We start from the raw sequence: 23,471 nt of genomic DNA, 5'->3' as shown, positions 1-23,471 counted from the left end.
GGTTGCAGCAAAACTGTCATCAGCCTTGATTAGGCTCGGTCATCGGTTTTCTCGAGAGTCGCCCATGGCCAAAGGCCCGATCCTGCTGGTGCTGCTTGCCTTGCTCAGCCTCCCGGTCCAGGCCGAGGACTGGCCGGCCGAGCAGTGGAGTCGTGACCCCGAGCCCCGGGGGCCGGCGCTCCAGGCATTGGAGGACTATGCCTTCGTGCCTCGCGACGATGGGTCGCGCCAGGGCGTGCGTACCGACGCCCTGCTGGTGGTGCGCGATGGGCGCCTGGTCTACGAGCGCTACGCCGGCGAGACCGGGCCTCGGACCCCCCACCTGATCTGGTCCGCCAGCAAGAGCCTGCTGGCGGTGGTCATGGGGGTTGCGTTTGGCGAAGGGCGTTTTGCCCTGCAAGATTCTGCATCGAAGTTCTATCCGCCTCTCAAGCACCATCCGGACATTACCCTGGCCGACTTGTTGCACTGGGCCTCGGGCCTGGACTGGCAAGAGGACTATGAGTACGCGCCGCTCAATTCATCGGTGGTGGCCATGCTCTACACCCGTGGCCATCGCGACATGGCGGCCTTCGCTGCCCAGCGGGCGGCCTTCACGTCCCCCGGCCAGGCGTTTCGTTACTCCAGCGGCGACAGCAACCTGTTGGCGGCCAGCCTGCGGGGCATGTTGGGCGCGCAGCCATACGCCGACTATCCCTGGCAGGCCCTGTTCGAGCCCCTTGGCATCAGCCAGGCAGTCTGGGAACGGGATGCCGCCGGGACCTTCGTGGCGTCCTCCTACCTGTACATGACTGCCCAGGGCCTGGCCCGTGTTGGCTTGCTGATGCAGCGCGAGGGGCGCTGGCGCGACCGGCAATTGCTGCCCAGGGCCTGGGTCGAGTTCTGTCGCACACCGTTCGCCGGCTACCGGGCGGGCCAGGATGTCGCGGTGGCGGGTGGGCACTGGTGGCTCAACCGCGCCGTGGACGGTGCACCCAGGCCCTGGCCGGATGCGCCGCAGGAGACCTACGCCGCCCTGGGGCACTGGGGCCAGGCGCTGTATATCGTGCCGCAGCAGCGCCTGGTGATCGTGCGTTACGGCGATGATCGCGACGGCAGTTATCAGCACAACGAGTTGCTCAAGCGGGTGCTGGCGGCATTCCCGACACCGGAGCAGCCATGACCCGGCGTGCCTTTGTCCTGCGCCATCCCATGCTCTGCCTGCTGCTGGCCGGCCTGCTGGCGCTGCTGGTCTGGGCCTGGCAGCAGCGCGAGGCGCTGCAGGCGTTCCCGGATATCCTCGGTGCCTACACCGCCAAGGAATACTGCTCCTGCCGTTACGTGATGCAGCAACCGGCCGACTACTGCCGTGGCTACGTGCGCCAGTACCTGCCCATCAGCAGCCTGGTCGATGAGCCCGCTTTGCGACGCGTCAGTGCCAGTGCCCTGGGGCGCACCCACAGCGCCGCCTGGCAGGGAGCACGCGAGGGCTGTCGCCTGGATCCCTGAGTCCGCCAGCTGTTCCACCCAGTGGAACCACATTCGATTGTCCCCCGCGCCGGCTCGCGGTTAGCTACCTGCGAACCGTGCACAACAAGAACGGGAACCCACCCGGCTCGGAGGACAGACACCATGACTCGACACCAGCACATCCTCGCCTGGCTCGACGACGTCGCCGGCGACTTGCGGGCGATTCGCCAGGACATCCATGCCCATCCCGAACTGGGATTCCAGGAAAATCGCACGGCGGCACTGGTTGCCAACTGTCTCGAAGACTGGGGGTTCGAGGTGCACCGGGGCATCGGCTGTACCGGGGTCGTGGGCGTCCTGCGCAATGGCGGCAGCCCGCGCACCCTGGGCCTGCGGGCGGACATGGACGCCCTGCCGATCGTCGAGACCGGCGAGACGCCCTACAGCAGCCGCCACCCCGGGTGCATGCACGCCTGTGGCCATGATGGCCACACCACCATCCTGCTGGGTGCTGCCCGCTACCTGGCGGCCACCCGGCAGTTCGACGGCACCCTGAACCTGATCTTCCAGCCGGCGGAGGAGGGCCAAGGTGGCGCCGAGGCCATGCTTGCCGACGGCCTGCTGGAGCGTTTTCCCTGTGATGCCCTGTTCGGCCTGCACAACATGCCAGGGTTGCCGGCCGGGCACCTGGGGTTTCGCCAGGGGCCGATGATGGCCTCCCAGGATCTGCTCGAAGTGGTGGTCGAAGGCATTGGCGGTCACGGCTCCATGCCACACCTGGCAGTGGACCCGCTGGTCGCCGCGGCGAGCATGGTCATGGCCTTGCAGACAGTGGTCGCGCGCAATATCGATGCCCAGCAGGCGGCCGTGGTCACCGTTGGCGCCCTGCAGGCGGGCGAGGCCGCCAACGTGATTCCCCAACAGGCCCTGTTGCGCCTGAGCCTGCGGGCCCTCGATGCTCCGGTGCGCTCGCAGGTACTGGAGCGGGTCAGGGCGATCATCCAGACCCAGGCCGAAAGCTTCGGCTGCACCGCCAGCATCCTCCATCGCCCGGCGTATCCGGTGCTGGTCAACAGCCCGGCCGAGACCGAGTTCGCCCGGCAGGTGGCCGTCGAACTGGTGGGCGCGGACGCGGTGGACGGCAATACGCCCAAGCTGATGGGCAGCGAGGACTTCGGCTGGATGCTGCAACGCTGCCCCGGTAGCTACCTGTTCATTGGCAACGGTATAGGGCAGCCGATGGTGCATAACCCGGCCTATGACTTCAACGACGACATCCTGCTCACCGGCGCGGCCTACTGGGGAGCCCTGGTGGAAAGCTGGCTCAAGCCGCTCTGACCGTCGTTCTTCCTGCATTTGCCAGTTCCCCGGGCGCCCTTGCCTGTGCCCGGCACTTCAACGAGCCCGCAAGAAGGCTCAAAAGTCCGTGTGGAGCCTTTCATGAGCGACTCGACGCCCGCTGTTTCCAAGACCCGGCAGGTGGTTGCCGCCGTCATCGGCAATGCCCTGGAATGGTATGACTTCATCATCTATGGCTTTCTCGCCAGTTTCATCGCCCGCCAGTTCTTCCCTGGCAGCGATGAATACACCTCGTTGCTGATGGCCCTGGCCACCTTTGGCGTGGGTTTTTTCATGCGTCCGGTGGGTGGTGTACTGCTGGGCATCTATTCCGACCGCAAGGGGCGCAAGGCGGCGATGCTGCTGATCATCCAGCTGATGACCCTGGCCATTGCGATCATCGTGTTCACCCCCGGTTACGCGGCCATCGGGCTCGGGGCGCCGTTGCTGGTCGTGGTGGCGCGCATGCTCCAGGGCTTCGCCACCGGGGGGGAATATGCCAGCGCCACGGCCTACCTGGTGGAGAGCGCACCGCCCCACCGCAAGGGCTTGTATGGTTCCTGGCAATTGGTGGGGCAGTGCCTGGCGGTGTTCAGCGGCGCGGCGATGGCCGCGGCGGTGACGCACTTCTTCACGCCCCAGGCCCTGGAACAGTGGGGGTGGCGCCTGCCGTTCGTGATCGGCCTGCTGATCGGTCCGCTGGGCTTGTGGATCCGCAAGTACATGGACGAGCCGCAAGCCTTCGTCGAGGCTCGCAAGCAGATACGTGGTGCCGGCCCGGGGTTGCTGCAGGTGGTCCGCGATCAGCGCCGGGGGATCCTGGTGTCCATGGGCCTGGCCTGCGGCGGCACCGTATCGTTCTATGTGCTGCTGGTGAACATGCCGACCTTCGCCCACAACAACCTGGGCTTGCCCCTGGACCAGGTGCTGCTGGTGCAGATGCTCGCGGTGGCACTGATGACCCTGGTCATCCCGCTGGCCGGGGCACTGTCGGATCGTCATGGCCGACGGCCGGTGCTGATGGCCTTCACCCTGGCGTTCTTCGCCATGGTCTACCCCTTGTATGCCTGGGTGGTGGCGGCGCCGTCCATCGAACGCCTGCTGGTGATGCAGTTGTTGCTGTGCAGTGCCATCGGCGGCTCCTTCGGTCCCGCGCCCACCGCCCTGGCCGAGCAGTTTCCCATCGAGGTGCGCTCGACCGGCGTGTCGGTGGCGTATAACGTCGCCGTGATGCTGTTCGGTGGTTTCGCACCGCTGGTGGTGACCTGGCTGAGCAAGGTCCTGGCCACCCCCGTGGCGCCCGCATTCTATGTACTGGCGACATCGATGCTGAGCTTGCTGGCCATCTATTGCCTGCACGATCCGCTCAAGCAGAACAATCCTTCGCCCTTGCCCCTGGGAGGTGCGTCTTGACCAAGCTCCATGATTCTTCGGCGGGAGACTCGATCGTCGAGCTCGACGCCTTGGCGCTGTCCCGCGCGATCCATGACCGCGAGCTGTCCTGCCGGGAAGTGATGCAGGCCTACCTGGCGCAGATCGAGCGCTTGAATCCGCAGGCCAATGCCCTGGTATCGCTGCGCGAGCCTGAACGCCTGCTGGAGGAGGCCGACGAGCGTGACCGGCAACTGGCCCAGGGCCAATCCCTGGGCTGGATGCACGGCATGCCCCAGGCGATCAAGGACCTGGCCGCCACCGCCGGCTTGGCCACCAGCCTGGGCTCGCCACTGTTCGCCGCGCAGGTGCCGCAGGAGGACGCCATCAGCGTGGCGCGAGTACGCGCCAGCGGGGCGCTGATCGTTGGCAAGAGCAATGTCCCGGAGTTCGGCCTGGGCTCGCACACCTACAACCAGCTGTTCGGCACCACCGGCAATGCCTACGACAACAACCTGAGCGCCGGTGGCAGCAGCGGCGGGGCGGCGGTGGCCCTGGCGCTGCGCATGCTGCCGGTGGCCGATGGCAGCGACATGATGGGCTCGCTGCGCAACCCGGCGGCGTTCAACAACGTGTTCGGCATGCGGCCCTCCCTGGGCCGGGTGCCCCATGGCCCGGCGCCGGAACTGTTCGTCCAGCAACTGGCTACCGAGGGACCGATGGGGCGCACCGTGGCCGACGTCGCCCAACTGCTGGCGACCCAATCGGGCTATGACCCCCGGGTTCCCCTGTCGCTCAAGGAGGACCCGGCGCAGCTGGGCGCGCCGTTGCAGCGCGATGTGCGAGGGCTGCGCCTGGGCTGGCTGGGGGACTACAACGGCTACCTGGCCATGGAGCCCGGGGTGCTGGCGCTGTGCGAGAAGGCCCTGGCGGATTTCCTCGACCTGGGTTGCGAGGTGGACAGTTGCCAGCCGGAGTTCTCCCTGGCGCAGCTCTGGGATTGCTGGCTCGTGCACCGGCACTGGTTGATCCAGGGCTCCCTGGGATCGCTGTACAACGATCCGGATACGCGCCGCTGGCTCAAGCCCGAGGCCCGCTGGGAAGTGGAGGGGGCGGCCCATCTCAGCGCCGACGATGTGTATCGCGCCTGCCAGAGTCGCAGTGATTGGTACCGGGCCCTGCTGCGCCTGTTCGAACGTTACGATTTCCTGCTGCTGCCCACCGCCCAGGTGTTCCCTTTCGATGCACGGCAGGCCTGGCCACGCCAGATCGGTGGGCAGGAAATGGACACTTACCATCGCTGGATGGAAGTGGTCATCGGTCCGACCCTGGCTGGCCTGCCCAGCATCAGCATCCCGGTGGGTTTCAACCTGGCGGGGTTGCCCATGGGGATGCAGATCATCGGCCCGCCCCAGGCCGACCACGCCGTGCTGCAACTGGCCCATGCCCATGAACAGCTCACGCAGTGGGTTCGCCGGCGGCCTCCTGGCAATATCCGGTAATCAGGCAAGCGTCACAGACAAGGTCCAGGGGCCCGCATCTTGCTGGGAAAAACCTCACCCATCCTCGAGGCAGGGAGTTCGGACCATGGCCAGCAAGGTAGAAGGCGGCAGTGTGCGTTCAGTGGAGCGGGCCCTGGCCATTGTCGAGTTGCTGGGCCAGCACCAGGCCCTGGGCCTGGAGGAATTGCACTACCTGACCGGCCTGCCCAAGGCCACGGTATCGCGCCTGCTGCTGACCTTGCTGGAGCAGGGTTGGATCTACCGCAGTCTGAGCGACCGGCGCTACTGCCTGAGTGCCCGCAGCCTGTTCGGTGACAGCCGGCAACGCTTCAAGCGCCAGCTGGCGGAGCGTGCCGGCCCCTGGCTGCTGGAACTGAGCGCCCGCACTGGGCTGGTGAGCGATCTGTCGAGTTTCGATGGCGAACATCTGGAGGTGCTGGAAAGCGTGGTGCCCGAGGTGTTGCGCAAGCGCTATCCGAGCAGTAGCAGCCGGGTGGTCGGCCAGCATGCCAGCCTGTTTCATTCGGCCATGGGCAAGGCCTGCCTTGGCGCCTTGCCCTGGGCAGAAGTCCAGCGCCTGGCTGCGCGCGAGTGCGTGCCGATCGATGCCTGGCAGCTGCCGTGCGTGCAGTTCCAGCACCTGGGGTGCGGCCAGCGCACCGAAGGCTACTGGGAATACCCGATGCGCCTGCCGTTCCTGATCCGCGCCGTGGCCTTGCCGTTGCTGGTGGACGGCCGGGTGATCGGCAGCATCGCCCTGCATTGGCCCCAGGACGTGTCCTGTGTCGAGCAGGTGCGCCACCAGTACCTGGGGTTGCTCGCCGAGACCGTTGTCCAGTTGCAGAAAAACCTCGCCTGAGCCCACCCCCTGCGCCTGGGTTCCACCCAGGGGAAGCGATTGCCCTTTGCCATGCAGCTTCGACCATAGACCCGCAACCCTGGCAGCTGGGACAGCAGAGCTTGGCCACCGTGGGGCGAGCCCGGTGGGGGCTGCTCCCAAGAGCCGGCTGGGATCATCAGCCATCGTTCCGAACGGTTCCATCTGGGCTACACCTATGGCTTCTGGCCCCGGTAACCGGTGGCTTGGGGGTTTGCCAGCCTTCGGGCAGCCGGTTAAGGTGGCGCCTTCTGTTCACGGGAGCTTGCATGCGTACTCCGATCCGCCTTCTTCTCGGCCTGTTGTCAGCGCTGGCCTTGCCGGCCCAGGCCAACTGGTACCTGGACAACGAATCCTCCCGCGTGTCCTTCGTGACCACCAAGAATGCCAGCATTGCCGAGGTCCAGCGTTTTCTGGTGCTGCACGGCAAGGTCGATGGCAAGGGCCTGGCTCAGTTGCAGATCGAACTCGACTCGGTCAGCAGCGGCATTCCCCTGCGCGATGAACGCATGCGCCAGGACCTGTTCCAGGTCCAGCAGTTTGCCGAGGCCCAGATCAGCGCGCAGATCAATCTGCGACCGATCAACGACCTGGCCAATGGTGCGCAGATCGAGCTATTGCTGCCGGTCACGGTGAACCTGCATGGCCAGGAGCACACCTATAACGCCGAGTTGCTGGCTACGCGCCTGGACGAGCGACGTTTCCAGGTAGTGACCCTCGAACCCCTGGTCCTCAATGCCGAAGACTTCAACCTGGCGCCTGGCCTCGACAGCCTGCGCAAGGCCGCTGGGCTTTCGGCCATCAGTTTTTCGGTGCCGGTGGGTGCGGTGCTGATCTTCACGGCGCGTTGAAATGCGCGGAGCGGTTTTCCCCTGGCGCGAAGGCAACCGCTTCGAACTGCTGATCGACGGCCCGGCGTTCTTCCCACGCATGCTGGTGGCCATCGCCCGCGCCCAGCAGCAGGTAGAACTGGAGCTGTACCTGGTGGAAGCCGGATCCTGCGCGCAAGCCATGGTCCAGGCCCTCGTCCAGGCTGCCGAGCGTGGCGTGCGGGTGCGCTGCCTGTTCGACGACTACGGCAGCCTGGCCTTCACCCAGGCCCTGCGCCGCAGCCTGACCGAGGCCGGCGTCGAGCTGCGCTTCTACAACCGCCTTCGATGGCGCCAGGGCTTTCTCAACCTGTATCGCGACCATCGCAAGCTGCTGCTGGTGGACCATTCCCTGGCGGTAGTGGGCGGTACCGGGGTCACCGACGAATTCTGGCTGCCGGAACGCAACAGTTGCGACTGGCACGAGGTCATGGTGCAGATCAGCGGCCCGATGGTGGCTGACTGGCAGGTACTGTTCGATCGCCAGTGGGACGCCAACCTCTATCGCGGCGCCTGGAAACCCAGCGCCGACTTTGGCCTGCAACGGGTGCCGCGCCTGCCTGACACCGGCGAGGGCATGGGCCGGGTGGCCTATGCCGATGCTCGCCAGCACCGTGACATCCTGCATTCGCTGATCCGGGCACTGCACAGTGGCCAGCGACGTGTCTGGCTGGCCACGCCATACTTTCTGCCCACCTGGTCGGTGCGTCGCTCGCTGCGCAAGGCCGCAGCCCGGGGCCTGGACGTGCGCCTGCTGCTGACCGGACCGCGTACCGATCACCCGGCGGTGCGTTACGCCGGGCACCGTTACTACCCGCGCCTGCTCAAGGCCGGGGTACGGATCTTCGAGTACCAGCCGTGTTTCCTGCACCTGAAGATGGTGTTGGTGGACGATTGGGTGAGCGTCGGCTCGTGCAATTTCGACCACTGGAACCTGCGCTTCAACCTGGAAGCCAACCTGGAGGCCCTGGACCCGGCGCTGACCGCCGCGGTGACGGCGAGCTTCGAGGCGGACTTCGCCCAGAGCGAGGAGGTCAGCCTGGCGGTGTGGCGCAACCGGCCCTTGTGGCGCCGGATCAAGCAGCGGATCTGGGGATGGGTCGATCGCCTGGTGGTCAACCTGCTGGATCGGCGTGGCTGACCGTCACGCCTGATACGGCTGGCTGTAACCGCTGCCGCAGGCTGCGCACGAGCGCGAAGCGGTCGCGGCGGTCGTGAGTCCGATGGAGGTTTGGCGGGAGATCGACAAGCAAGGACCTGCGGACCTTTGCGCAGCCTCGCAGGCTCGGGAGCGGCTACAGAAATTGCAGGGGTTGTGGACGTGCAGAGATTCTAGACATTGCAGAGGCAGCCGGCCGGCGCAGGTCATGCGCCAGCCGGTGCGGGGGATCAGAGCAGTTCGAAGCTCTGTTGCTCGACGTCCTGGGAGTCCAGGCCGATCTGCACGTTGAAGTCGCCGGGTTCGGCGGCGTACTTGAGCTGGGCGTTGTAGAACTTCAGGTCGTCCTCGGTGATGGTGAAGTGAATGGCTTTCTCTTCACCGGCCTTGAGCATGACCTTCTGGAAGTTCTTCAGCTCCTTGATCGGGCGGATCATCGAGCCGGCCACGTCCTGGATGTACAACTGCACCACGGTCTCGCCGTCGCGCTTGCCGGTGTTCTTCAACGTCACGCTGGCTTGCAGCTTGCCGCCCTTGTGCAGGGTAGTGGAGGACAGGGCCATGCCCGACAGGCTGAAGCTGGTGTAGCTCAGGCCGTAGCCGAACGGGAACAGCGGTCCTGTGGTGTCGTCGAAGTACTGCGAGGTGTAGTTGCCCGGCTTGCCCGGGGTGAACGGCCGGCCGATGGTCAGGTGGTTGTAGTAGGTCGGGATCTGGCCCACCGAGCGGGGGAAGGTGATCGGCAACTTGCCCGAAGGGTTGTAGTCGCCGAACAGCACGTCGGCGATGGCGTTGCCACCCTCGGTACCGCTGAACCAGGTTTCCAGGATCGCGTCGGCCTGCTGGTTTTCCTCCAGCAGGGTCAGTGGCCGGCCATTCATCAGTACCAGTACCAGGGGCTTGCCGGTGGCCTTGAGGGCCTTGATCAGGTCGCGCTGGCTGGCAGGGATGTTCAGCTCGGTACGGCTCGAGGACTCGTGGGACATGCCCCGCGATTCACCCACGGCGGCAACGATCACGTCCGAGGCCTGGGCGGCCTTCACGGCCTCGTCGATCATCTGCTGGGCCGGACGCGGGTCGTCCACCACTTCCGGGGCATCGAAGTTGAGGAAGTTCAGGTAATCCACCACCTTCTTGTCGGCGGTGATGTTGGAACCCCGGGCGTACACCAGTTGGGCCTTGTCTCCCAGCACATTGCGCATGCCGTCGTAGAGGGTCACCGATTGCGCCGGCACGCCAGCGGCGGCCCAGCTGCCCATCATGTCGATCGGCGCCTTGGCCAGCGGGCCGACCACGGCAATCTTCGCGGTCTTCTTCAGCGGCAGGGTGTCGTTGTGGTTCTTCAGCAGGACCAGGCTGCGCCGCGCGATATCCCGGGCATCGCTGCGGTGCAGCCGGCTTTCGGCGTTGGTGTCGGCCGGATCGTCCTCGGCCTTGCCGATGCGCAGGTACGGGTCCTTGAACAGGCCCATGTCGTACTTGGCGCCCAGCACTTCACGCACGGCGTTGTCGATGTCCTTCTGCTCGATCTCGCCGGACTTGAGCAGCCCCGGCAGCTCCTTGCCGTACAGCGAGTCGTTCATGCTCATGTCGATGCCGGCCTTGATCGCCAGCTTGGCGGCTTCGCGCCCGTCCTTGGCGACACCGTGGCGGATCAGCTCGATGATTGCGCCATGGTCACTGACGGCCAGGCCCTTGAAGCCCCAGTCCTTGCGCAACAGGTCGTTCATCAGCCAGGTGTTGGAGGTGGCGGGCACGCCGTTGATCGAGTTCAGCGCCACCATTACCCCGCCGGCACCGGCGTCGATCGCCGCGCGATAGGGCGGCAGGTAGTCCTGGTACATCTTCACCGGGCTCATGTCGACGATGTTGTAGTCGCGACCGCCCTCCACGGCGCCGTACAGGGCGAAGTGCTTGACGCTGGCCATGATGCTGTCGGGCGCAGCCGGGCTCTGGCCCTGGTAGGCCTTGACCATGACCTTGGCGATGCGCGAGACCAGGTAGGTGTCTTCGCCGAAGCCCTCGGAGGTTCGACCCCAGCGTGCGTCGCGGGAGATGTCGACCATCGGTGCGAAGGTGATGTCCAGGCTGTCGGCGCTGGCTTCCTGGGCGGCGATGCGTCCGGAGCGGCCGATGGCGTCCATGTCCCAGCTGGAGGCCAGGGCCAGGCTGATGGGGAAGATGGTCCGGTGGCCGTGGATCACGTCATAGGCGAAGAACATCGGGATCTTCAGCCGGCTGCGCATGGCCGCGTCCTGCATCGGCCGGTTTTCCGGGCGGGAGATGGAGTTGAACGTGGCGCCGATGTTGCCGGCGGCGATCTCCTTGCGAATCAGCTCCCGGGGCATTTCCGGGCCGATGCTGATCAGCCGCAACTGGCCGATCTTTTCTTCCAGGGTCATGCGCTTGAGCAGATCGGTGATAAAGGCTTCCTTGTTTTCCAAGGGGACCGGGGCAGACTCGGCCAATACAGGGTGACTGGCCAGGCTGACCAGCAGCCCCAGCAAACACAGCTTCTTCATGAATATTGTTCTCAAGGGCTCAGGACCGACGCATGAGTGACGCGTCGAGCAGCCAAAATTTAGGGAGCGACTATTGTTGTTCAGATAATTCCCGCACACTTCAGGCCGTGTGAAAACTGCTGCGTTCGACAATACGGCGTTAAAAACAGGCTCGGAATGCTCATGTAGGCTCCTACACTCCGCTTCCTCTCCTGTTTTTGCCTTGTCTTGCCTTCACTCGCGACGTTTTCACACCGCCTTATTTCTGAACTCTTTTTCGCGCTGGGCATCTTTTAGCCCATCAGCCCGATGCATTCCAGTAGCGCCGGTAGATTTTGCCCTGCCAGCGCTGCAAGAACGGGCAAAAGATTCTCTTCAACCAGGTTGTGCAAGGAGCCCCACCCATGAACATCACCCAAAGCCTGCGCTCGAGCTGGCCCGTCGCGGCCCTGTTGCTGCTCACCAGCCTGCTCAGCGGCTGTGGCATCAACAACATTCCCACCCTGGACGAGCAGGTCAAGGCCGACTGGGGCCAGGTGCAGAACCAGTATCAGCGGCGTGCCGACCTGATCCCCAACCTGGTTGAGACCGTCAAGGGCTACGCCAAGCACGAGCAGGAGACCCTGACCGCGGTGATCGAGGCACGGGCCAAGGCCACCTCGATCCAGGTGGACGCCAGCACGCTGGACAATCCTGAAAAACTCAAGCAGTTCCAGCAGGCCCAGGACCAGCTCAGTGGTGCCCTCAGCCGCCTGATGGTGGTGTCCGAGCGCTATCCGGACCTCAAGGCCAACCAGAACTTCCTGGCCCTGCAATCCCAGCTTGAAGGCACCGAGAACCGCATTGCCGTGGCCCGTCGTGACTTCATCCTCGCGGTGCAGAAGTACAACACCGAGATCCGCACCTTTCCCGGTCGCCTGTGGCACAGCCTGATGTACAGCGATTTGCCGGTGCGCGAGTCGTTCGAGGCCACCAGCCCCGACGCTGACAAAGCCCCGCAAGTCAAGTTCTGAGGAACCATGGGCAGCGCACTGCAATGCGCGCTGCCGTGGCTATGGCTGGTGAGCGGCGCCGTCCTGGCGCAACAATATCGAGAGGTCGATCCTTCCGTATTTCAAGGACGACCTGTACTCGTCCGGGATCATTGCCGGGACCACCTCCATAGTGAGCATACTGGCGTCCAACGAGCGGCGGATGCTGGTGTATCGCTCGGAAGAGAAAAGCTGGTACCAGGCAATCGAATGGATGTGGTGGTTCAAGGTGTTGTTCTTCCTGGTGTTCGCCGTTTTGCCCCCGGGCGCGATCCTGGTTTCGTGGCGCAGCAGCGAGGTTGAGCCAAGCCGTGCCAACGATGATCCATCCACACGCGAACCCAGGGCCGAGCGCGATTCGGGGTCCAGCAGCTCATTCGACTGGTTCGACTCCGGCAGTTCGAGTTCCAGCTCAAGTTCCGATTCGGGCAGCTTCACGGGGGGGGCGGTGGCAGTTTTGGCGTTGGCGGGCCTCCGGCAGTTGGTAGCACAAGCGGACAATCATTAAGGACGAGGTGCTGATGCGACTCTATAAAATCGGCCTGGTGCTGTTGCTCTGGGTCTTCGCGGTTTCGGCCCAGGCCGAACTGAAGTTCCCGGCCCTGAGCGGGCGGGTGGTGGATGATGCACAACTGATCGAGCCGACCGTGCGCGCCCAGTTGACCCAGCAACTGGCGGCCCACGAGAAGGCCACCGGCGAACAGCTGGTGGTGGTGACCCTCACGGACCTGCAAGGGACCAGCATCGAGGACTTCGGCTATCAGCTCGGGCGCCACTGGGGCATCGGCCAGAAGGACAAGAACAACGGGGCGCTGCTGATCATCGCCCGGGATGAGCGCAAGCTGCGCATCGAAGTGGGTTATGGCCTGGAAGATCGCCTGACCGACGCCCAGGCCTCGGTGATCATCAACCAGGTGATCGCCCCGGCGTTCAAGAACGGGCAGTTCAGCAAGGGGATCGGCGACGGTGTCGCGGCCATGCTCCTGGTGCTGGGCGGGACGCCTCTGGATGAACCGGCCACCGCCTATGACACGGGTCAAGGCAGTGACCGGGATGACTTTGTCCAGCGCCACCCGTTGCTGTTCATCTTCCTGGTGCTGCTGTTCATCCTGGGAGTCATGGTGGCGCAGGCCCTCGGTTTCATCACGACCACCAGCGGGCGCGGCGGCGGTGGCGGTGGCTTCGGGGGCGGCGGTTTTGGTGGCGGGTCCGGGGGCGGCGGTGGTTTCAGCGGTGGCGGTGGCAGCTTCGGCGGCGGTGGTTCGTCCGGTGGCTGGTAACTCAAAATAAAAAAGCGGATATCCAACGACATGGCATTACTGAATGAATATGAACAACGGCAAGTGGCCGAAGCCATTGCCCGGGTGGAACAGCAGACCGATGCCGAGCTGGTGACGGTGCTGGCCGCCCGGGCTGACGACTACGCCTATATCCCGCTGCTCTGGGCCAGCTTGCTGGCACTGGTGGTGCCGGGCCTGGTGCACTACATCACCGGCTGGCTGAACATGCACCTGTTGCTGCTGGCGCAGTGGGCGACCTTCATCGTGCTGTGCCTGGTGTTTCGCCTGCCGTGGATCACCACCCGGCTGATCCCGCGTTCGGTACGCCACTGGCGGGCCTCGAACCTCGCCCGACGGCAGTTCCTCGAGCAGAACCTGCACCACACCGTGGGCGGTACCGGGGTGCTGATCTTCGTCAGCGAGGCCGAGCGCTACGTGGAGATCCTGGTGGACGAAGGCATTTCCCGGCGCCTGGACGACCAGCGCTGGGACGTGATAGTCCGCGCCTTCACCCGGCAGGTGAGACAAGGCCAGACGCTGCAGGGCTTTCTCGATTGCATCGAGGCCAGCGGCGAACTGCTCAAGGAGCACGTGCCCCTGACCCAGTCGCGCAACGAGTTGCCCAATCGCCTGGTGGTGCTCAACTGAATCCCGAGAGGCGCCCCCTGGCGCCTCCTGCTGAAGAATCTGCGCCGTCGGGTCAATAACTCCGTGCCCCGACGGGCCATCCCCCCTAAAATACCTGCCATTTCCCGATTCGCACCCCGCACCGCCCGAGGCACCTGCCCCCATGTCCGTTACTGCCCCTTCCGCCCGGCCCGCGCCGGATCACCATGCCCAGTTCCTGCAATGGCTGGAGACCAGCCTGGTGCAAAACGCCTTCATCAAGCTGGTGCTGGCCAAGCACGTGGGGGCCGAGGCGGACCTGCAACGGCTGATCATCAAGCAGCTGACGGTCAAGGAGCAGCCGTGCCTGTCCTTCGTCTACCGCTACAAGACTCGCGACATCATCAAGAACTTCTCCCTGGACGAAGGCATTGCCGCTATCGCCGAGCTGCTGCCTGCGTCGTTCAAGAACGCCCACCTGCTGACCCTGACCGATGAGGTGCAGCTGGAATACAGCAAGAAGGGCAAGAGCTCGCTGTTCAAGGGCAAGCCGCCAACCCAGCGCGATGTACCGTCCGCCGAGCACAACCGGGAGAAGAATCGCTTCCTCGACCTCAGCCGGCCGTTCCTCGCCGACCTGGGGGTGACCAACAAGCAGCATGAGCTGATTCCGGCGATGTCGCGCAAGTGGAAGCAGATCAACAAGTTCATCGAGGTCTTCAGCCACGCCCTGGGCAGTTCGCCAATTAGCCTGGAACAGCCGGTGCGGGTGGCGGATTTCGGCTCCGGCAAGGGCTACCTGACCTTCGCCATCCACGACTACCTGCGCAACACCCTCAAGGTCGAGGGCGACGTCACCGGCGTCGAATTGCGCGAAGACATGGTGACCCTGTGCAACGCCGCCGCGCAGCGCCTTGCGCACCCGGGCCTGGTGTTCAAGTGCGGTGACGTGCGTAGCGTGGCCCCCAGCCAGCTGGAAGTGATGATCGCCCTGCATGCCTGCGACATCGCCACCGACTACGCGATCCACACCGGCATCCGCTCCGGCGCGGCGATCATCATGTGCTCGCCGTGCTGCCACAAGCAGATCCGCCAGCAGATCCAGAGCCCGCTGCTGCTCAAGCCGATGCTGCAATACGGCTTGCACCTGGGGCAGCAGGCGGAAATGGTCACCGACAGCCTGCGGGCGCTGTTCCTGGAAGCCTGCGGTTATGAAACCAAGGTCTTCGAGTTCATTTCCCTGGAGCACACCAACAAGAACAAGATGATTCTGGCGGTCAAGCGCGCCGATCCGGTGGACCCCAGCCAACTGCTGGCCAGGATCGAAGAGCTCAAGGCCTTCTACCAGATCAGCGAGCACTGCCTGGAAACCCTGCTCAAGGCCGACGGTTACCTCGGCTGAGGGCTGGCCGGCGGAGTGGGGAGCGGTGCAGCGGGGCGCACCGCGGTGTTGCGCCCCAGGACCACGGTGAGGATCACGCCCACCGCGAACACCCAGGTAATGGGCTGCACCTGCTCACCGAAGAACAGGGCGGAAAAGGCGATGGTGAAGAAGATCTGCAACAGCTGGATCTGGCTCACCCGGGCAATTCCGCCCATGGCCAGCCCGGCATACCAGGCAAAAAATCCCAGGAACTGGGAAAACAGCGCAACGTAGCCGAAGGCCCACCAGGTCCTCATGGAAATCGCCCCCTGATGCTGCGCCGCCAGGTACCACACCGGGCCGATCAGCAGCGGCGTGGACAGCACCAGTGCCCAGCAGATCACCTGCCAGCCGCCCATTTCCCGCGCCAGCCGGCCCCCTTCGGCATAACCCAGGCCTCCTACGGCAATCGCCCCGAGCATCAGCAAATCACCGGCCTGGATGCTGCCCGCGCCGCTGAGCAACGCATAACCCAGCACCAGTGCACTGCCCAGGGCCGCGCAGCCCCAGAAGGCCTTCGACGGCCGCTCGTGGGACAGCCACGCCGCATACAGCGCCACGCACAGCGGCTGCAGGCCATTGACCAGGGCGCCATGGGACGCGGGCAGGGTCTGCATGGCCCAGGCCGACAGCACCGGAAAGCCCAGGATCACCCCGAGAATCACCACGCTCAGGCCCTTGACCTGTTTCCAGGTTGGCCATTTCTCCCGGCGCCAGAGCAGCAGCAAGGCTGCCGGGATGGCCGCGAACAGCGCCCGTCCCAGGCCGTTGAGCAACGGGTGCAGTTGCTCCACCACGATCCGGGTGAAGGGCAAGGTCAGGCTGAAAATGATGACACCCAGCAGGCCGAGGGCCATGCCGGTGTTTTCGCGTGAGGACATGATGGCTACCAGAATTCGCACAGGGACACAGGTGCCTGCATCTAGCCATAAAGCCGCGTGACCCCGCTGCTACAGCTGGGTGCAGAGTTGTCCGTACAGTTGGAGAACAGCAGAGGCAAGCGGCAAGCCACTAGCCACAAGCTGCAAGAATCAGGGCATCCGCTTGCCGCTTGCCGCCTGCAGCTTGCCGCTGTAGTACCCCGTTATTACCCGGGTCGGCGGATTGGGACTACCTTGAACACTCCTTCTGCCTACGTCTTTCCCTGAAAGGAGTCCACTCCATGGCCGCGAAAAAGATCCTGATGCTGGTTGGCGACTACGTCGAAGACTACGAAGTGATGGTGCCGTTCCAGGCCCTGCTGATGGTCGGTCACCACGTGCATGCGGTGTGCCCCGACAAGAGCGCCGGGCAGACCGTGCGTACGGCGATCCACGACTTCGAGGGCGACCAGACCTATAGCGAAAAGCCGGGCCATCTGTTTGCCCTGAACTTCGATTTTGCCCAGGTGAAGTCCAGCGATTACGACGCCCTGCTGATCCCCGGTGGCCGTGCTCCGGAATACCTGCGCCTGAACGAAAAAGTGCTGCAACTGGTCAAGCAATTCGACCAGGCCGGCAAGCCGATTGCCGCGGTGTGCCACGGCGCGCAACTGCTGGCGGCGGCGGGCATCCTCGAAGGCCGCGAATGCAGCGCCTACCCGGCCTGCGCCCCGGAAGTGCGGTTGGCGGGAGGCACCTATATCGATATCCCGGTGACCCAAGGCCACGTCCAAGGCAACCTGGCCACCGCCCCGGCCTGGCCGGCGCACCCCAGCTGGCTGGCCGGTTTCCTGGGCCTGCTGGGCACCAAGATCACCCTATAGGCGAGGGCCATGCCATGTGCGAGCTGTACGTCAAAGCCGACCCGATTCTCTACGAATCCCGTTCCCGCTCGCTGCGCATCTGTGGCGTGGTCACCACCTTGCGCCTGGAAAACCAGTTCTGGGACATCCTCAGCGAGATCGCCGAAGTGGACGGCATGACCACCAACCAGCTGATTGCCAAACTGTATGAAGAAGTCATGGACTACCGCGGCGAAGTGGTGAATTTCGCCTCCTTCCTGCGGGTCAGCTGCACCCGCTACCTGAGCCAGCGGCGCAATGCCGCTCCAGACCTCAGTCTGGTTCGCCTGAACCGGTGACCCGTAGCCGCTGCTGAGCTTGCGAAGCTGCGCACGCCCCGAAGGGGCGCAAGGTTCCGGGGCTGCGAAAGGTCCGGCGGTAGATCGCCAAGCAAGGTCCTGCGGACCTTTGCGCAGCCTCGCGGGCTCGGCAGCGGCTACAGGGCTCAGCTGATTTTGCTGAGGAAACCCGGCAGCTCCGGTTCCGGGAGCACCGACAGCACCTTGAGGCGTTGCAGCATGCGCTGGCGGGCGCGCTGCAGGTGTTCTCGAAGGTTCAGGGCCGCAGCGTCGTAGGCGCCGTGCAGCAGCAGTTCGAGAATCAGCCGGTGCTCGGCGAGCATCGCCGGGTCGGCGCCGATGCCCAGCAGGCGGTAGAAGATCCGATTGATGATCATCGGGCTCTGGGCCTGGCGGATCAGCGCCGCCATCTTGCGGTTCTGCAAGCCGCCCAGGCAGTGCTGGTGCAGGTCTTCCTCCAGGCGTTCCAGGGCCTCCAGGCCACAGTGCTCGGCCTGCTGCGCCAGGGTCACCCGTTCCAGCATCTGTTCCAGCCGTTCGCGACCCAGGCCGGGGGCGCTCTGGCGCAGGGCCTCGGGTTCCAGGCAGGCACGTAGTTCGTAGTCCTCGGTGACTTCCCGGGCGGTCAGTGGCCCGGCCAGCCATTGGGAGTAGGGCTCCTTTTCCACCAGGCCGCGATCGCGCAGGCGCATCAGCGCCTCGCGGACTACCGCGCGGCTGACGCCGTAGTGCTCGGCGGCGGCCTGTTCGTCGAGGCGAAAATGACCGAAGGCGATGCAGGTGGAGAGGGCGCTACCCAGTTCTTCGTAGATCCGTTCCCCCAGGGGCCGGGTGTCCACCAGTTCTTCGTCGCTGGCCAGCCCCAGGTGGGCATGGCTCAGGGGCAGGCGCAGCGGTTCGATCTCCCGGCCCTGGGGGTTGATCAGGTAGCCGCGGCCGTCAAAACGGCTGATCAGGCCTTCGCCATGCAGCAGGTCGAGGGCCTTGCGCACCGGCACTCGGCTGGTGCCGAACAGTTCCGCCAGCGGTGCTTCCAGCAGCACCAGGCCCTGCAGGGCGGTGCCCTGGAGGATAGCGTCGCGCAAGACCTGGCGGATCATGGCGTAGCGCGATGCGGTGCGCGGGTCCTCTGCTGACACTGCTTTCATCGGTTCCTCTGGGGCTGTTGCCGTTGGCTGACGAGCCCGTTGCCGGGCCGCGGTGGCCGGGGATTCTCTCACAGTTGCCAAGTGTCACTGAGTACCACGTTTGGTTGCCCCGTCCTGGGGCCGCCCTGGGTGGGTTGTTACCTTTCTGCACTAAAATGTACTTTTTATTAAAAGATACATTATTTCAATCCAGGAACCTTTACCGAGGATTTTCTCCGCCGGTCGCCGGTCGGTTTTTCCCAGCAACCCAGTCTGGCTCGATATTCCAGGCCAATCTGCAGATTGTCGGCTAGCTGCCGGTGCTCTCGTCGCCTTGAGATGGCACGGAATCTGCTCTGAATAAAATGTACATTTTAATATTTAGTACATTTTTAAGGTTTTGCGGAGTGAACCATGCACCCTGATTCGCTGAATGACGCCACGGCCATGGCACAAGCCTTTGCCTCGGGCCGCACCGATCCGGTCCAGGTCCTGGAGCAAGCCCTGGCGCTGGCCGAGGCAACGCCCCATGTGTTCATTTCTCTGTGCCCGATCCGGGCCCGGCGCGAAGCCGAGGCAGCTGCCGCCCGCTGGCGGGATGGCCAGCCGCTGAGCCTGCTGGATGGCGTGCCCCTGGTCTGGAAGGACCTGTTCGACGTGGCCGGCAGCATCACCACCGCCGCCGCCCAGGTACGCCGCGATGCAGCACCGGCCAAGGTCGATGCGCCCAGCGTGCGACAGCTGTGCCGGGCCGGGCTGGTCAGCCTGGGCAAGACCAACCTCAGCGAGTTCGCCTACTCCGGGCTCGGCCTGAACCCGCACTTCGGCACCCCGATCAATCCCCACAGCGATGCCCAGCCACGGATTCCCGGTGGCTCCTCGGCCGGTTCCGCGGTGGCGGTGGCGGCCGGTGTCGTGCCGATCGCCATGGGCACCGACACTGCCGGTTCGATCCGCATTCCCGCCGCCTTCAATGGCCTGGTGGGCTATCGCGCCTCGTCCCGGCGCCATGACCGCGAGGGCGTGTTTCCCCTGGCCGAAACCCTCGACAGCCTCGGGCCGCTGACTCGCAGCGTGCGCGATGCCTGGCTGATCGACGGGTTGTTGCGCGGTGGCGACCCCCGGCAATTACCGCTGCCCCGCAGCCTGGCCGGGCAACGCTTCTGGGTCGATCTGCAGGTGCTCGATGACAGCCGTACCCAGGTCGCGGTGCGGGCCAACCTGCTGGTGGTCATCGAACGCCTGCAACAGGCCGGGGCGCTGGTGGAGCAACGGCCGCTGCACAGTCTGCAAGCCACCTTGCAGCTGATCCAGGAGCAGGGCTGGCTCGGCGCCGCCGAAGCCTTTGCCCTGCACCAGCCCTTGCTCGACAGCGAGTACGCCGAGCAGCTCGATCCGCGGGTGCGCCGGCGCCTGGAAAGCGCCCGGCAGATGCCCGCCAGCCAGCTGCTGCGGCTGTACCAGGCGCGGCGCCAGCTGCAGCGCCAGCTGCAGGACGAACTGGACGGCGCAGTGCTGATCACCCCCACCGTGGCCCATGTGGCGCCGCCCCTGGCACCCCTGGAACAGGACGACGAGCTGTTTGCCCGGACCAACCTGGCGACCCTGCGCCTGACCATGCCCGGCAGCTTCCTCGACATGCCTGGGGTGGCCCTGCCCAGCGGCCGCGATGCCCAGGGCCTGCCCACCGGGCTGTTGCTGAGCCTGCCCCAGGGCCATGACCGGCAACTGCTGGAGGCTGCCCTGGCGCTGGAGGCGGCGCTGCCGCGCTAAGCCCCGACGACGATTTTCCAACAACAAGCAATCACTGGAGGCCGCTCATGGCTAAAGAAATTCTCTGTGCATTTGGTGTCGATGTGGACGCGGTGGCCGGCTGGCTCGGCTCCTACGGCGGTGAAGACTCGCCGGACGACATCTCTCGTGGCCTGTTCGCCGGGGAGGTCGGCGCGCCACGTCTGCTCAAGTTGTTCGAGCGCTATGGCCTGCGCACCACCTGGTTCATTCCCGGGCACTCCATGGAGACCTTTCCCGAGCAGATGAAGGCGGTTGCCGCGGCCGGCCACGAGATCGGCGTGCACGGCTACAGCCACGAGAACCCCATCGCCATGACCCCGGAACAGGAAGAGATCGTCCTCGATAAATCCATCGAGCTGATTACCCGGGTCACCGGCAAGCGCCCCACCGGCTACGTGGCGCCCTGGTGGGAGTTCAGCAAGGTGACCAACGAGCTGCTGCTGAAAAAGGGCATCAAGTACGACCACAGCCTGATGCACAACGACTTTCATCCCTACTACGTGCGGGTCGGCGACAGCTGGACCAAGATCGACTACAGCCAGCACCCCGACACCTGGATGAAACCCCTGGTACGGGGCCAGGAAACTGACCTGGTGGAGATCCCGGCCAACTGGTACCTGGACGACCTGCCGCCGATGATGTTCATCAAGAAGGCGCCCAACAGCCACGGTTTCGTCAATCCGCGGCACCTGGAAGAAATGTGGCGCGACCAGTTCGACTGGGTCTATCGCGAGCATGAGCACGCGGTGTTCACCATGACTATCCACCCCGACGTCTCCGGCCGGCCGCAAGTGCTGTTGATGCTCGAACGCCTGATCGAACACATCCAGAGCCATGCCGGCGTGCGCTTCGTCACCTTCGACGAGATCGCCGACGACTTTATCCGCCGCCACCCGCGCAACCGCTGACCCCGGCCACTTCATCGAGGCGTGACTGATGTCTATCTATAACAAGCTCGACCTGACTGGCTGGAAACCCCAGCAGCTGACCCCGGCCCAAGTGCGCTTCGCCACCTGGATCGCCTTCTTCGCCTGGGTCTTCGCGGTGTATGACTTCATTCTGTTTGGCACTCTGTTGCCGGAGATCGGCCGGCACTTCGGCTGGGGTGAGGTCGAGCAGGCCGAGATCGCCACCTGGGTGGCGGTGGGCACTGCCGTGGTGGCCCTGGCCATCGGGCCGCTGGTGGACAAGCTGGGCCGGCGCATGGGCATCATTTTCACCGTCAGCGGCTCGGCCATCTGCTCGGCGCTGACCGCCATCGGCGGCGCCTGGGGCAAGTCGCCGCTGATCCTGATCCGATCCCTGGGCGGCCTGGGCTATGCCGAGGAAACCGTGAACGCCACCTACCTCAGCGAGTTGTACGCGGCCTCCGATGATCCGCAACTGGCCAAGCGCCGGGGCTTCATCTACAGCCTGGTGCAGGGCGGCTGGCCGGTGGGGGCGCTGATCGCCGCCGGATTGACCGCGGTACTGCTGCCGATCATCGGCTGGCAAGGCTGCTTCATCTTCGCCGCGATCCCGGCCATCGTCATTGCGGTGATGGCCCGCAAGCTCAAGGAGAGCCCGCAGTTCCAGATCCACCAGCGCATCAGCCAGCTGCGCAAGAGCGGTTCGGTGAGCGAGGCCCAGGCGGTGGCGCTGACCTACGGGGTGGACTACGACGAGCACAGCAAGGCCGGCCTGGCCGCGGCCTTCCGTGGCCCGGCGCGGCGCGCGACCCTGGTGATCGGCGCGGCGATCCTGCTCAACTGGGCGGCGATCCAGGTGTTCAGCGTGCTCGGTACGTCGGTGATCGTCAGCGTGCATCACATCTCCTTCGAGAACTCGCTGATCATCCTGGTGCTGTCCAACCTAGTGGGTTATTGCGGCTACCTGAGCCACGGCTGGATGGGCGACAAGATCGGTCGGCGCAATGTCATCGGCCTGGGCTGGATGCTTGGCGGCCTGTCGTTCGCCGGCATGCTCTACGGCCCGAGCAACATGCCGATGGTGGTGGGCCTCTACAGTCTGGGGCTGTTCTTCCTGATCGGCCCGTACTCGGCCGCGCTGTTCTTCATCAGTGAAAGCTTCCCCACCAGCATCCGTGCCACTGGCGGCGCAATCATCCATGCCATGGGCCCGATCGGCGCGGTGGTGGCGGGTTTCGGCGCCACCCAGGTGCTGTCCGCCGGTGGCGACTGGCAGACCTCGGCGCTGTATTTCGGCGCGCTGCCTTGTTTCCTCTCCGGTGCGCTGATGTTCGCCGCACGCCATGTGCGTCCTGAATCCGTTCAATAAGGAAAGCTACCCATGACTCAAAAAGTCGCCGTGATCACCGGTGCCGCCAGTGGCATCGGCCAGGCCCTGGCCGTGGCCTATGCACGGGGCGGTGTGGCGGTGGTGGGCGGGTATTTCCCCGCCGACCCCCATGACCCGCAAGCCACCCGCGACCTCGTGGCCGAGGCGGGCGGGCACTGCATGATGCTGCCCCTGGACGTTACCGACAGCGCCTCGGTGGACGCCCTGGCCGAGCAGGCCGTGGCGCACTTTGGCCGCCTCGACTACGCCGTGGCCAATGCCGGCCTGCTGCGTCGCGCACCCTTGCTGGACATGACCGACGCGGCCTGGAACGCCATGCTCGATGTGGACCTGACCGGGGTCATGCGTACCTTCCGCGCGGCAGTGAGGCACATGGGCGAGGGCGGTGCGCTGGTGGCGATTTCCTCGATTGCCGGTGGCGTCTACGGCTGGCAGGACCACGCTCACTACGCCGCGGCCAAGGCCGGGGTGCCGGGGTTGTGCCGTTCGCTGGCGGTGGAACTGGCGGCCAGGGGCATTCGCTGCAACGCGGTGATCCCGGGGTTGATCGAGACCCCGCAGTCGCTGGACAGCCAGAACTCCCTGGGCCCGGAAGGCTTGGCCAAGGCGGCCCGGGCCATTCCCCTCGGGCGGGTCGGATGGGCCGATGAAGTGGCGTCCCTGGTGCGTTTTCTCACCAGTGACGAGTCCAGCTACCTGACCGGGCAAAGCATCGTCATCGATGGCGGCCTGACGGTGCGCTGGCCGGATTGACTCCCGTCGCCAGCGAACCGCACACCCTTGAA

22 protein-coding genes are annotated in these 23,471 nt (G+C 65.1%); 18 read left to right on the top strand and 4 right to left on the bottom strand.

Features of this window, described 5'->3' with window-relative positions:
- Positions 1-64 precede the first annotated feature (64 nt).
- The 8 genes from LGQ10_RS12175 (at position 65) to LGQ10_RS12140 (ending at position 8,547) form a co-directional block, all read left to right on the top strand.
- Complete coding sequence (locus LGQ10_RS12175; RefSeq protein WP_226525679.1) at positions 65-1,162, top strand: serine hydrolase domain-containing protein; 1,098 nt, start codon at positions 65-67, stop codon at positions 1,160-1,162.
- Complete coding sequence (locus tag LGQ10_RS12170; RefSeq protein ID WP_226525678.1) at positions 1,159-1,488, top strand: amidase; 330 nt, start codon at positions 1,159-1,161, stop codon at positions 1,486-1,488. Before LGQ10_RS12175 ends, LGQ10_RS12170 begins: the two co-directional genes overlap by 4 nt.
- A gap of 123 nt (positions 1,489-1,611) precedes the next feature.
- Positions 1,612-2,787 carry a M20 aminoacylase family protein gene (locus LGQ10_RS12165; RefSeq protein WP_226525677.1) on the top strand — a complete coding sequence of 392 codons (1,176 nt, stop codon included), beginning with the start codon at positions 1,612-1,614 and terminating at the stop codon, positions 2,785-2,787.
- Positions 2,788-2,889: 102 nt separating this feature from the next.
- Positions 2,890-4,200, top strand: a complete 1,311-nt coding sequence (locus LGQ10_RS12160; RefSeq protein WP_226525676.1) for a citrate-proton symporter — start codon at positions 2,890-2,892, stop codon at positions 4,198-4,200.
- Positions 4,197-5,660, top strand: coding sequence for an amidase (locus LGQ10_RS12155; protein WP_226525675.1), 1,464 nt, complete (start codon positions 4,197-4,199; stop codon positions 5,658-5,660). The genes LGQ10_RS12160 and LGQ10_RS12155 overlap by 4 nt, the downstream gene beginning before the upstream one ends.
- Positions 5,661-5,745: 85 nt before the next feature.
- Entirely contained in the window at positions 5,746-6,519 is a 774-nt protein-coding gene (locus LGQ10_RS12150; RefSeq protein WP_226525674.1) for an IclR family transcriptional regulator, read from the top strand.
- 287 nt (positions 6,520-6,806) lie between these two features.
- Positions 6,807-7,388 carry a YceI family protein gene (locus tag LGQ10_RS12145; RefSeq protein ID WP_058438622.1) on the top strand — a complete coding sequence of 194 codons (582 nt, stop codon included), beginning with the start codon at positions 6,807-6,809 and terminating at the stop codon, positions 7,386-7,388.
- 1 nt (position 7,389) lies between these two features.
- Positions 7,390-8,547 (top strand): phospholipase D-like domain-containing protein, encoded by a 1,158-nt coding sequence (locus LGQ10_RS12140; RefSeq protein WP_226525673.1) that lies wholly within the window; start codon positions 7,390-7,392, stop codon positions 8,545-8,547.
- 248 nt (positions 8,548-8,795) lie between these two features.
- On the opposite strand, the gene bglX is transcribed toward LGQ10_RS12140, so the two are convergent.
- Positions 8,796-11,087, bottom strand: coding sequence for a beta-glucosidase BglX (bglX, locus tag LGQ10_RS12135; RefSeq protein ID WP_058436333.1), 2,292 nt, complete (start codon positions 11,085-11,087; stop codon positions 8,796-8,798).
- Between the two features lie 383 nt (positions 11,088-11,470).
- On the opposite strand from bglX, the gene LGQ10_RS12130 reads away from it, so the two are divergent.
- On the top strand, positions 11,471-12,079 hold the full coding sequence (locus LGQ10_RS12130; RefSeq protein WP_226525672.1) for a LemA family protein: 609 nt from the start codon (positions 11,471-11,473) through the stop codon (positions 12,077-12,079).
- Between the two features lie 39 nt (positions 12,080-12,118).
- Here LGQ10_RS12130 and LGQ10_RS12125 read toward each other — a convergent pair whose 3' ends face one another.
- Positions 12,119-12,535, bottom strand: coding sequence for a hypothetical protein (locus tag LGQ10_RS12125; protein WP_226525671.1), 417 nt, complete (start codon positions 12,533-12,535; stop codon positions 12,119-12,121).
- An 83-nt stretch (positions 12,536-12,618) separates the two neighbouring features.
- Here LGQ10_RS12125 and LGQ10_RS12120 point away from each other — a divergent pair, with 83 nt between their 5' ends.
- The 3 genes from LGQ10_RS12120 (at position 12,619) to LGQ10_RS12110 (ending at position 15,385) form a co-directional block, all read left to right on the top strand.
- Positions 12,619-13,377: a TPM domain-containing protein gene (locus LGQ10_RS12120; RefSeq protein WP_058434418.1), complete on the top strand. Its 759-nt coding sequence runs from the start codon at positions 12,619-12,621 to the stop codon at positions 13,375-13,377.
- Between the two features lie 30 nt (positions 13,378-13,407).
- The gene (locus LGQ10_RS12115) at positions 13,408-14,025 is read left to right on the top strand and encodes a TPM domain-containing protein (protein ID WP_058434410.1); all 618 of its coding nucleotides are present in this window, start codon (positions 13,408-13,410) and stop codon (positions 14,023-14,025) included.
- Positions 14,026-14,167: 142 nt separating this feature from the next.
- Entirely contained in the window at positions 14,168-15,385 is a 1,218-nt protein-coding gene (locus LGQ10_RS12110; protein ID WP_226525670.1) for a class I SAM-dependent methyltransferase, read from the top strand.
- Here the strand turns inward: LGQ10_RS12110 and LGQ10_RS12105 are convergent.
- Positions 15,373-16,287, bottom strand: coding sequence for a DMT family transporter (locus LGQ10_RS12105; protein WP_226525669.1), 915 nt, complete (start codon positions 16,285-16,287; stop codon positions 15,373-15,375). The two genes, LGQ10_RS12110 and LGQ10_RS12105, sit on opposite strands and share 13 nt — an antisense overlap.
- A 281-nt stretch (positions 16,288-16,568) precedes the next feature.
- On the opposite strand from LGQ10_RS12105, the gene LGQ10_RS12100 reads away from it, so the two are divergent.
- Positions 16,569-17,150, top strand: coding sequence for a DJ-1/PfpI family protein (locus tag LGQ10_RS12100; RefSeq protein ID WP_226525668.1), 582 nt, complete (start codon positions 16,569-16,571; stop codon positions 17,148-17,150).
- Positions 17,151-17,164: 14 nt separating this feature from the next.
- Positions 17,165-17,467, top strand: a complete 303-nt coding sequence (locus tag LGQ10_RS12095; RefSeq protein ID WP_226525667.1) for a ribbon-helix-helix domain-containing protein — start codon at positions 17,165-17,167, stop codon at positions 17,465-17,467.
- A 146-nt stretch (positions 17,468-17,613) separates the two neighbouring features.
- Here LGQ10_RS12095 and LGQ10_RS12090 read toward each other — a convergent pair whose 3' ends face one another.
- The gene (locus tag LGQ10_RS12090) at positions 17,614-18,615 is read right to left on the bottom strand and encodes a GntR family transcriptional regulator (RefSeq protein WP_058434415.1); all 1,002 of its coding nucleotides are present in this window, start codon (positions 18,613-18,615) and stop codon (positions 17,614-17,616) included.
- A gap of 393 nt (positions 18,616-19,008) precedes the next feature.
- On the opposite strand from LGQ10_RS12090, the gene LGQ10_RS12085 reads away from it, so the two are divergent.
- Genes LGQ10_RS12085 through LGQ10_RS12070 form a run of 4 tightly spaced genes read left to right on the top strand, consistent with a single transcriptional unit; the run spans position 19,009 to position 23,439 of the window.
- The gene (locus tag LGQ10_RS12085; RefSeq protein WP_226525666.1) at positions 19,009-20,367 is read left to right on the top strand and encodes an amidase; all 1,359 of its coding nucleotides are present in this window, start codon (positions 19,009-19,011) and stop codon (positions 20,365-20,367) included.
- A 47-nt stretch (positions 20,368-20,414) separates the two neighbouring features.
- Positions 20,415-21,296, top strand: a complete 882-nt coding sequence (locus LGQ10_RS12080; protein WP_226525665.1) for a polysaccharide deacetylase family protein — start codon at positions 20,415-20,417, stop codon at positions 21,294-21,296.
- 28 nt (positions 21,297-21,324) lie between these two features.
- Positions 21,325-22,665, top strand: a complete 1,341-nt coding sequence (locus LGQ10_RS12075; RefSeq protein WP_011059705.1) for an MFS transporter — start codon at positions 21,325-21,327, stop codon at positions 22,663-22,665.
- A 12-nt stretch (positions 22,666-22,677) separates the two neighbouring features.
- Positions 22,678-23,439: an SDR family NAD(P)-dependent oxidoreductase gene (locus tag LGQ10_RS12070; RefSeq protein ID WP_226525664.1), complete on the top strand. Its 762-nt coding sequence runs from the start codon at positions 22,678-22,680 to the stop codon at positions 23,437-23,439.
- Positions 23,440-23,471 lie beyond the last annotated feature (32 nt).

This window comes from Pseudomonas sp. L5B5, from assembly GCF_020520285.1.
Classification (GTDB): Bacteria; Pseudomonadota; Gammaproteobacteria; order Pseudomonadales; family Pseudomonadaceae; genus Aquipseudomonas.
Note: the sequence above shows the minus strand (reverse complement) of the source record. Positions and strands in the feature narration are given on the sequence as shown.

What these genes read in the sequence shown, in the direction of transcription:
- LGQ10_RS12085 (WP_226525666.1), top strand. Translation starts at nt 19,009, where the DNA reads ATGCACCCTGATTCGCTGAATGACGCCACGGCCATGGCACAAGCCTTT.
- bglX (WP_058436333.1), bottom strand. Translation starts at nt 11,087, where the DNA reads ATGAAGAAGCTGTGTTTGCTGGGGCTGCTGGTCAGCCTGGCCAGTCAC.
- LGQ10_RS12080 (WP_226525665.1), top strand. Translation starts at nt 20,415, where the DNA reads ATGGCTAAAGAAATTCTCTGTGCATTTGGTGTCGATGTGGACGCGGTG.
- LGQ10_RS12160 (WP_226525676.1), top strand. Translation starts at nt 2,890, where the DNA reads ATGAGCGACTCGACGCCCGCTGTTTCCAAGACCCGGCAGGTGGTTGCC.
- LGQ10_RS12150 (WP_226525674.1), top strand. Translation starts at nt 5,746, where the DNA reads ATGGCCAGCAAGGTAGAAGGCGGCAGTGTGCGTTCAGTGGAGCGGGCC.
- LGQ10_RS12165 (WP_226525677.1), top strand. Translation starts at nt 1,612, where the DNA reads ATGACTCGACACCAGCACATCCTCGCCTGGCTCGACGACGTCGCCGGC.
- LGQ10_RS12095 (WP_226525667.1), top strand. Translation starts at nt 17,165, where the DNA reads ATGTGCGAGCTGTACGTCAAAGCCGACCCGATTCTCTACGAATCCCGT.
- LGQ10_RS12075 (WP_011059705.1), top strand. Translation starts at nt 21,325, where the DNA reads ATGTCTATCTATAACAAGCTCGACCTGACTGGCTGGAAACCCCAGCAG.
- LGQ10_RS12145 (WP_058438622.1), top strand. Translation starts at nt 6,807, where the DNA reads ATGCGTACTCCGATCCGCCTTCTTCTCGGCCTGTTGTCAGCGCTGGCC.
- LGQ10_RS12110 (WP_226525670.1), top strand. Translation starts at nt 14,168, where the DNA reads ATGTCCGTTACTGCCCCTTCCGCCCGGCCCGCGCCGGATCACCATGCC.
- LGQ10_RS12170 (WP_226525678.1), top strand. Translation starts at nt 1,159, where the DNA reads ATGACCCGGCGTGCCTTTGTCCTGCGCCATCCCATGCTCTGCCTGCTG.
- LGQ10_RS12130 (WP_226525672.1), top strand. Translation starts at nt 11,471, where the DNA reads ATGAACATCACCCAAAGCCTGCGCTCGAGCTGGCCCGTCGCGGCCCTG.
- LGQ10_RS12140 (WP_226525673.1), top strand. Translation starts at nt 7,390, where the DNA reads ATGCGCGGAGCGGTTTTCCCCTGGCGCGAAGGCAACCGCTTCGAACTG.
- LGQ10_RS12175 (WP_226525679.1), top strand. Translation starts at nt 65, where the DNA reads ATGGCCAAAGGCCCGATCCTGCTGGTGCTGCTTGCCTTGCTCAGCCTC.
- LGQ10_RS12115 (WP_058434410.1), top strand. Translation starts at nt 13,408, where the DNA reads ATGGCATTACTGAATGAATATGAACAACGGCAAGTGGCCGAAGCCATT.
- LGQ10_RS12070 (WP_226525664.1), top strand. Translation starts at nt 22,678, where the DNA reads ATGACTCAAAAAGTCGCCGTGATCACCGGTGCCGCCAGTGGCATCGGC.
- LGQ10_RS12105 (WP_226525669.1), bottom strand. Translation starts at nt 16,287, where the DNA reads ATGTCCTCACGCGAAAACACCGGCATGGCCCTCGGCCTGCTGGGTGTC.
- LGQ10_RS12100 (WP_226525668.1), top strand. Translation starts at nt 16,569, where the DNA reads ATGGCCGCGAAAAAGATCCTGATGCTGGTTGGCGACTACGTCGAAGAC.
- LGQ10_RS12090 (WP_058434415.1), bottom strand. Translation starts at nt 18,615, where the DNA reads ATGAAAGCAGTGTCAGCAGAGGACCCGCGCACCGCATCGCGCTACGCC.
- LGQ10_RS12120 (WP_058434418.1), top strand. Translation starts at nt 12,619, where the DNA reads ATGCGACTCTATAAAATCGGCCTGGTGCTGTTGCTCTGGGTCTTCGCG.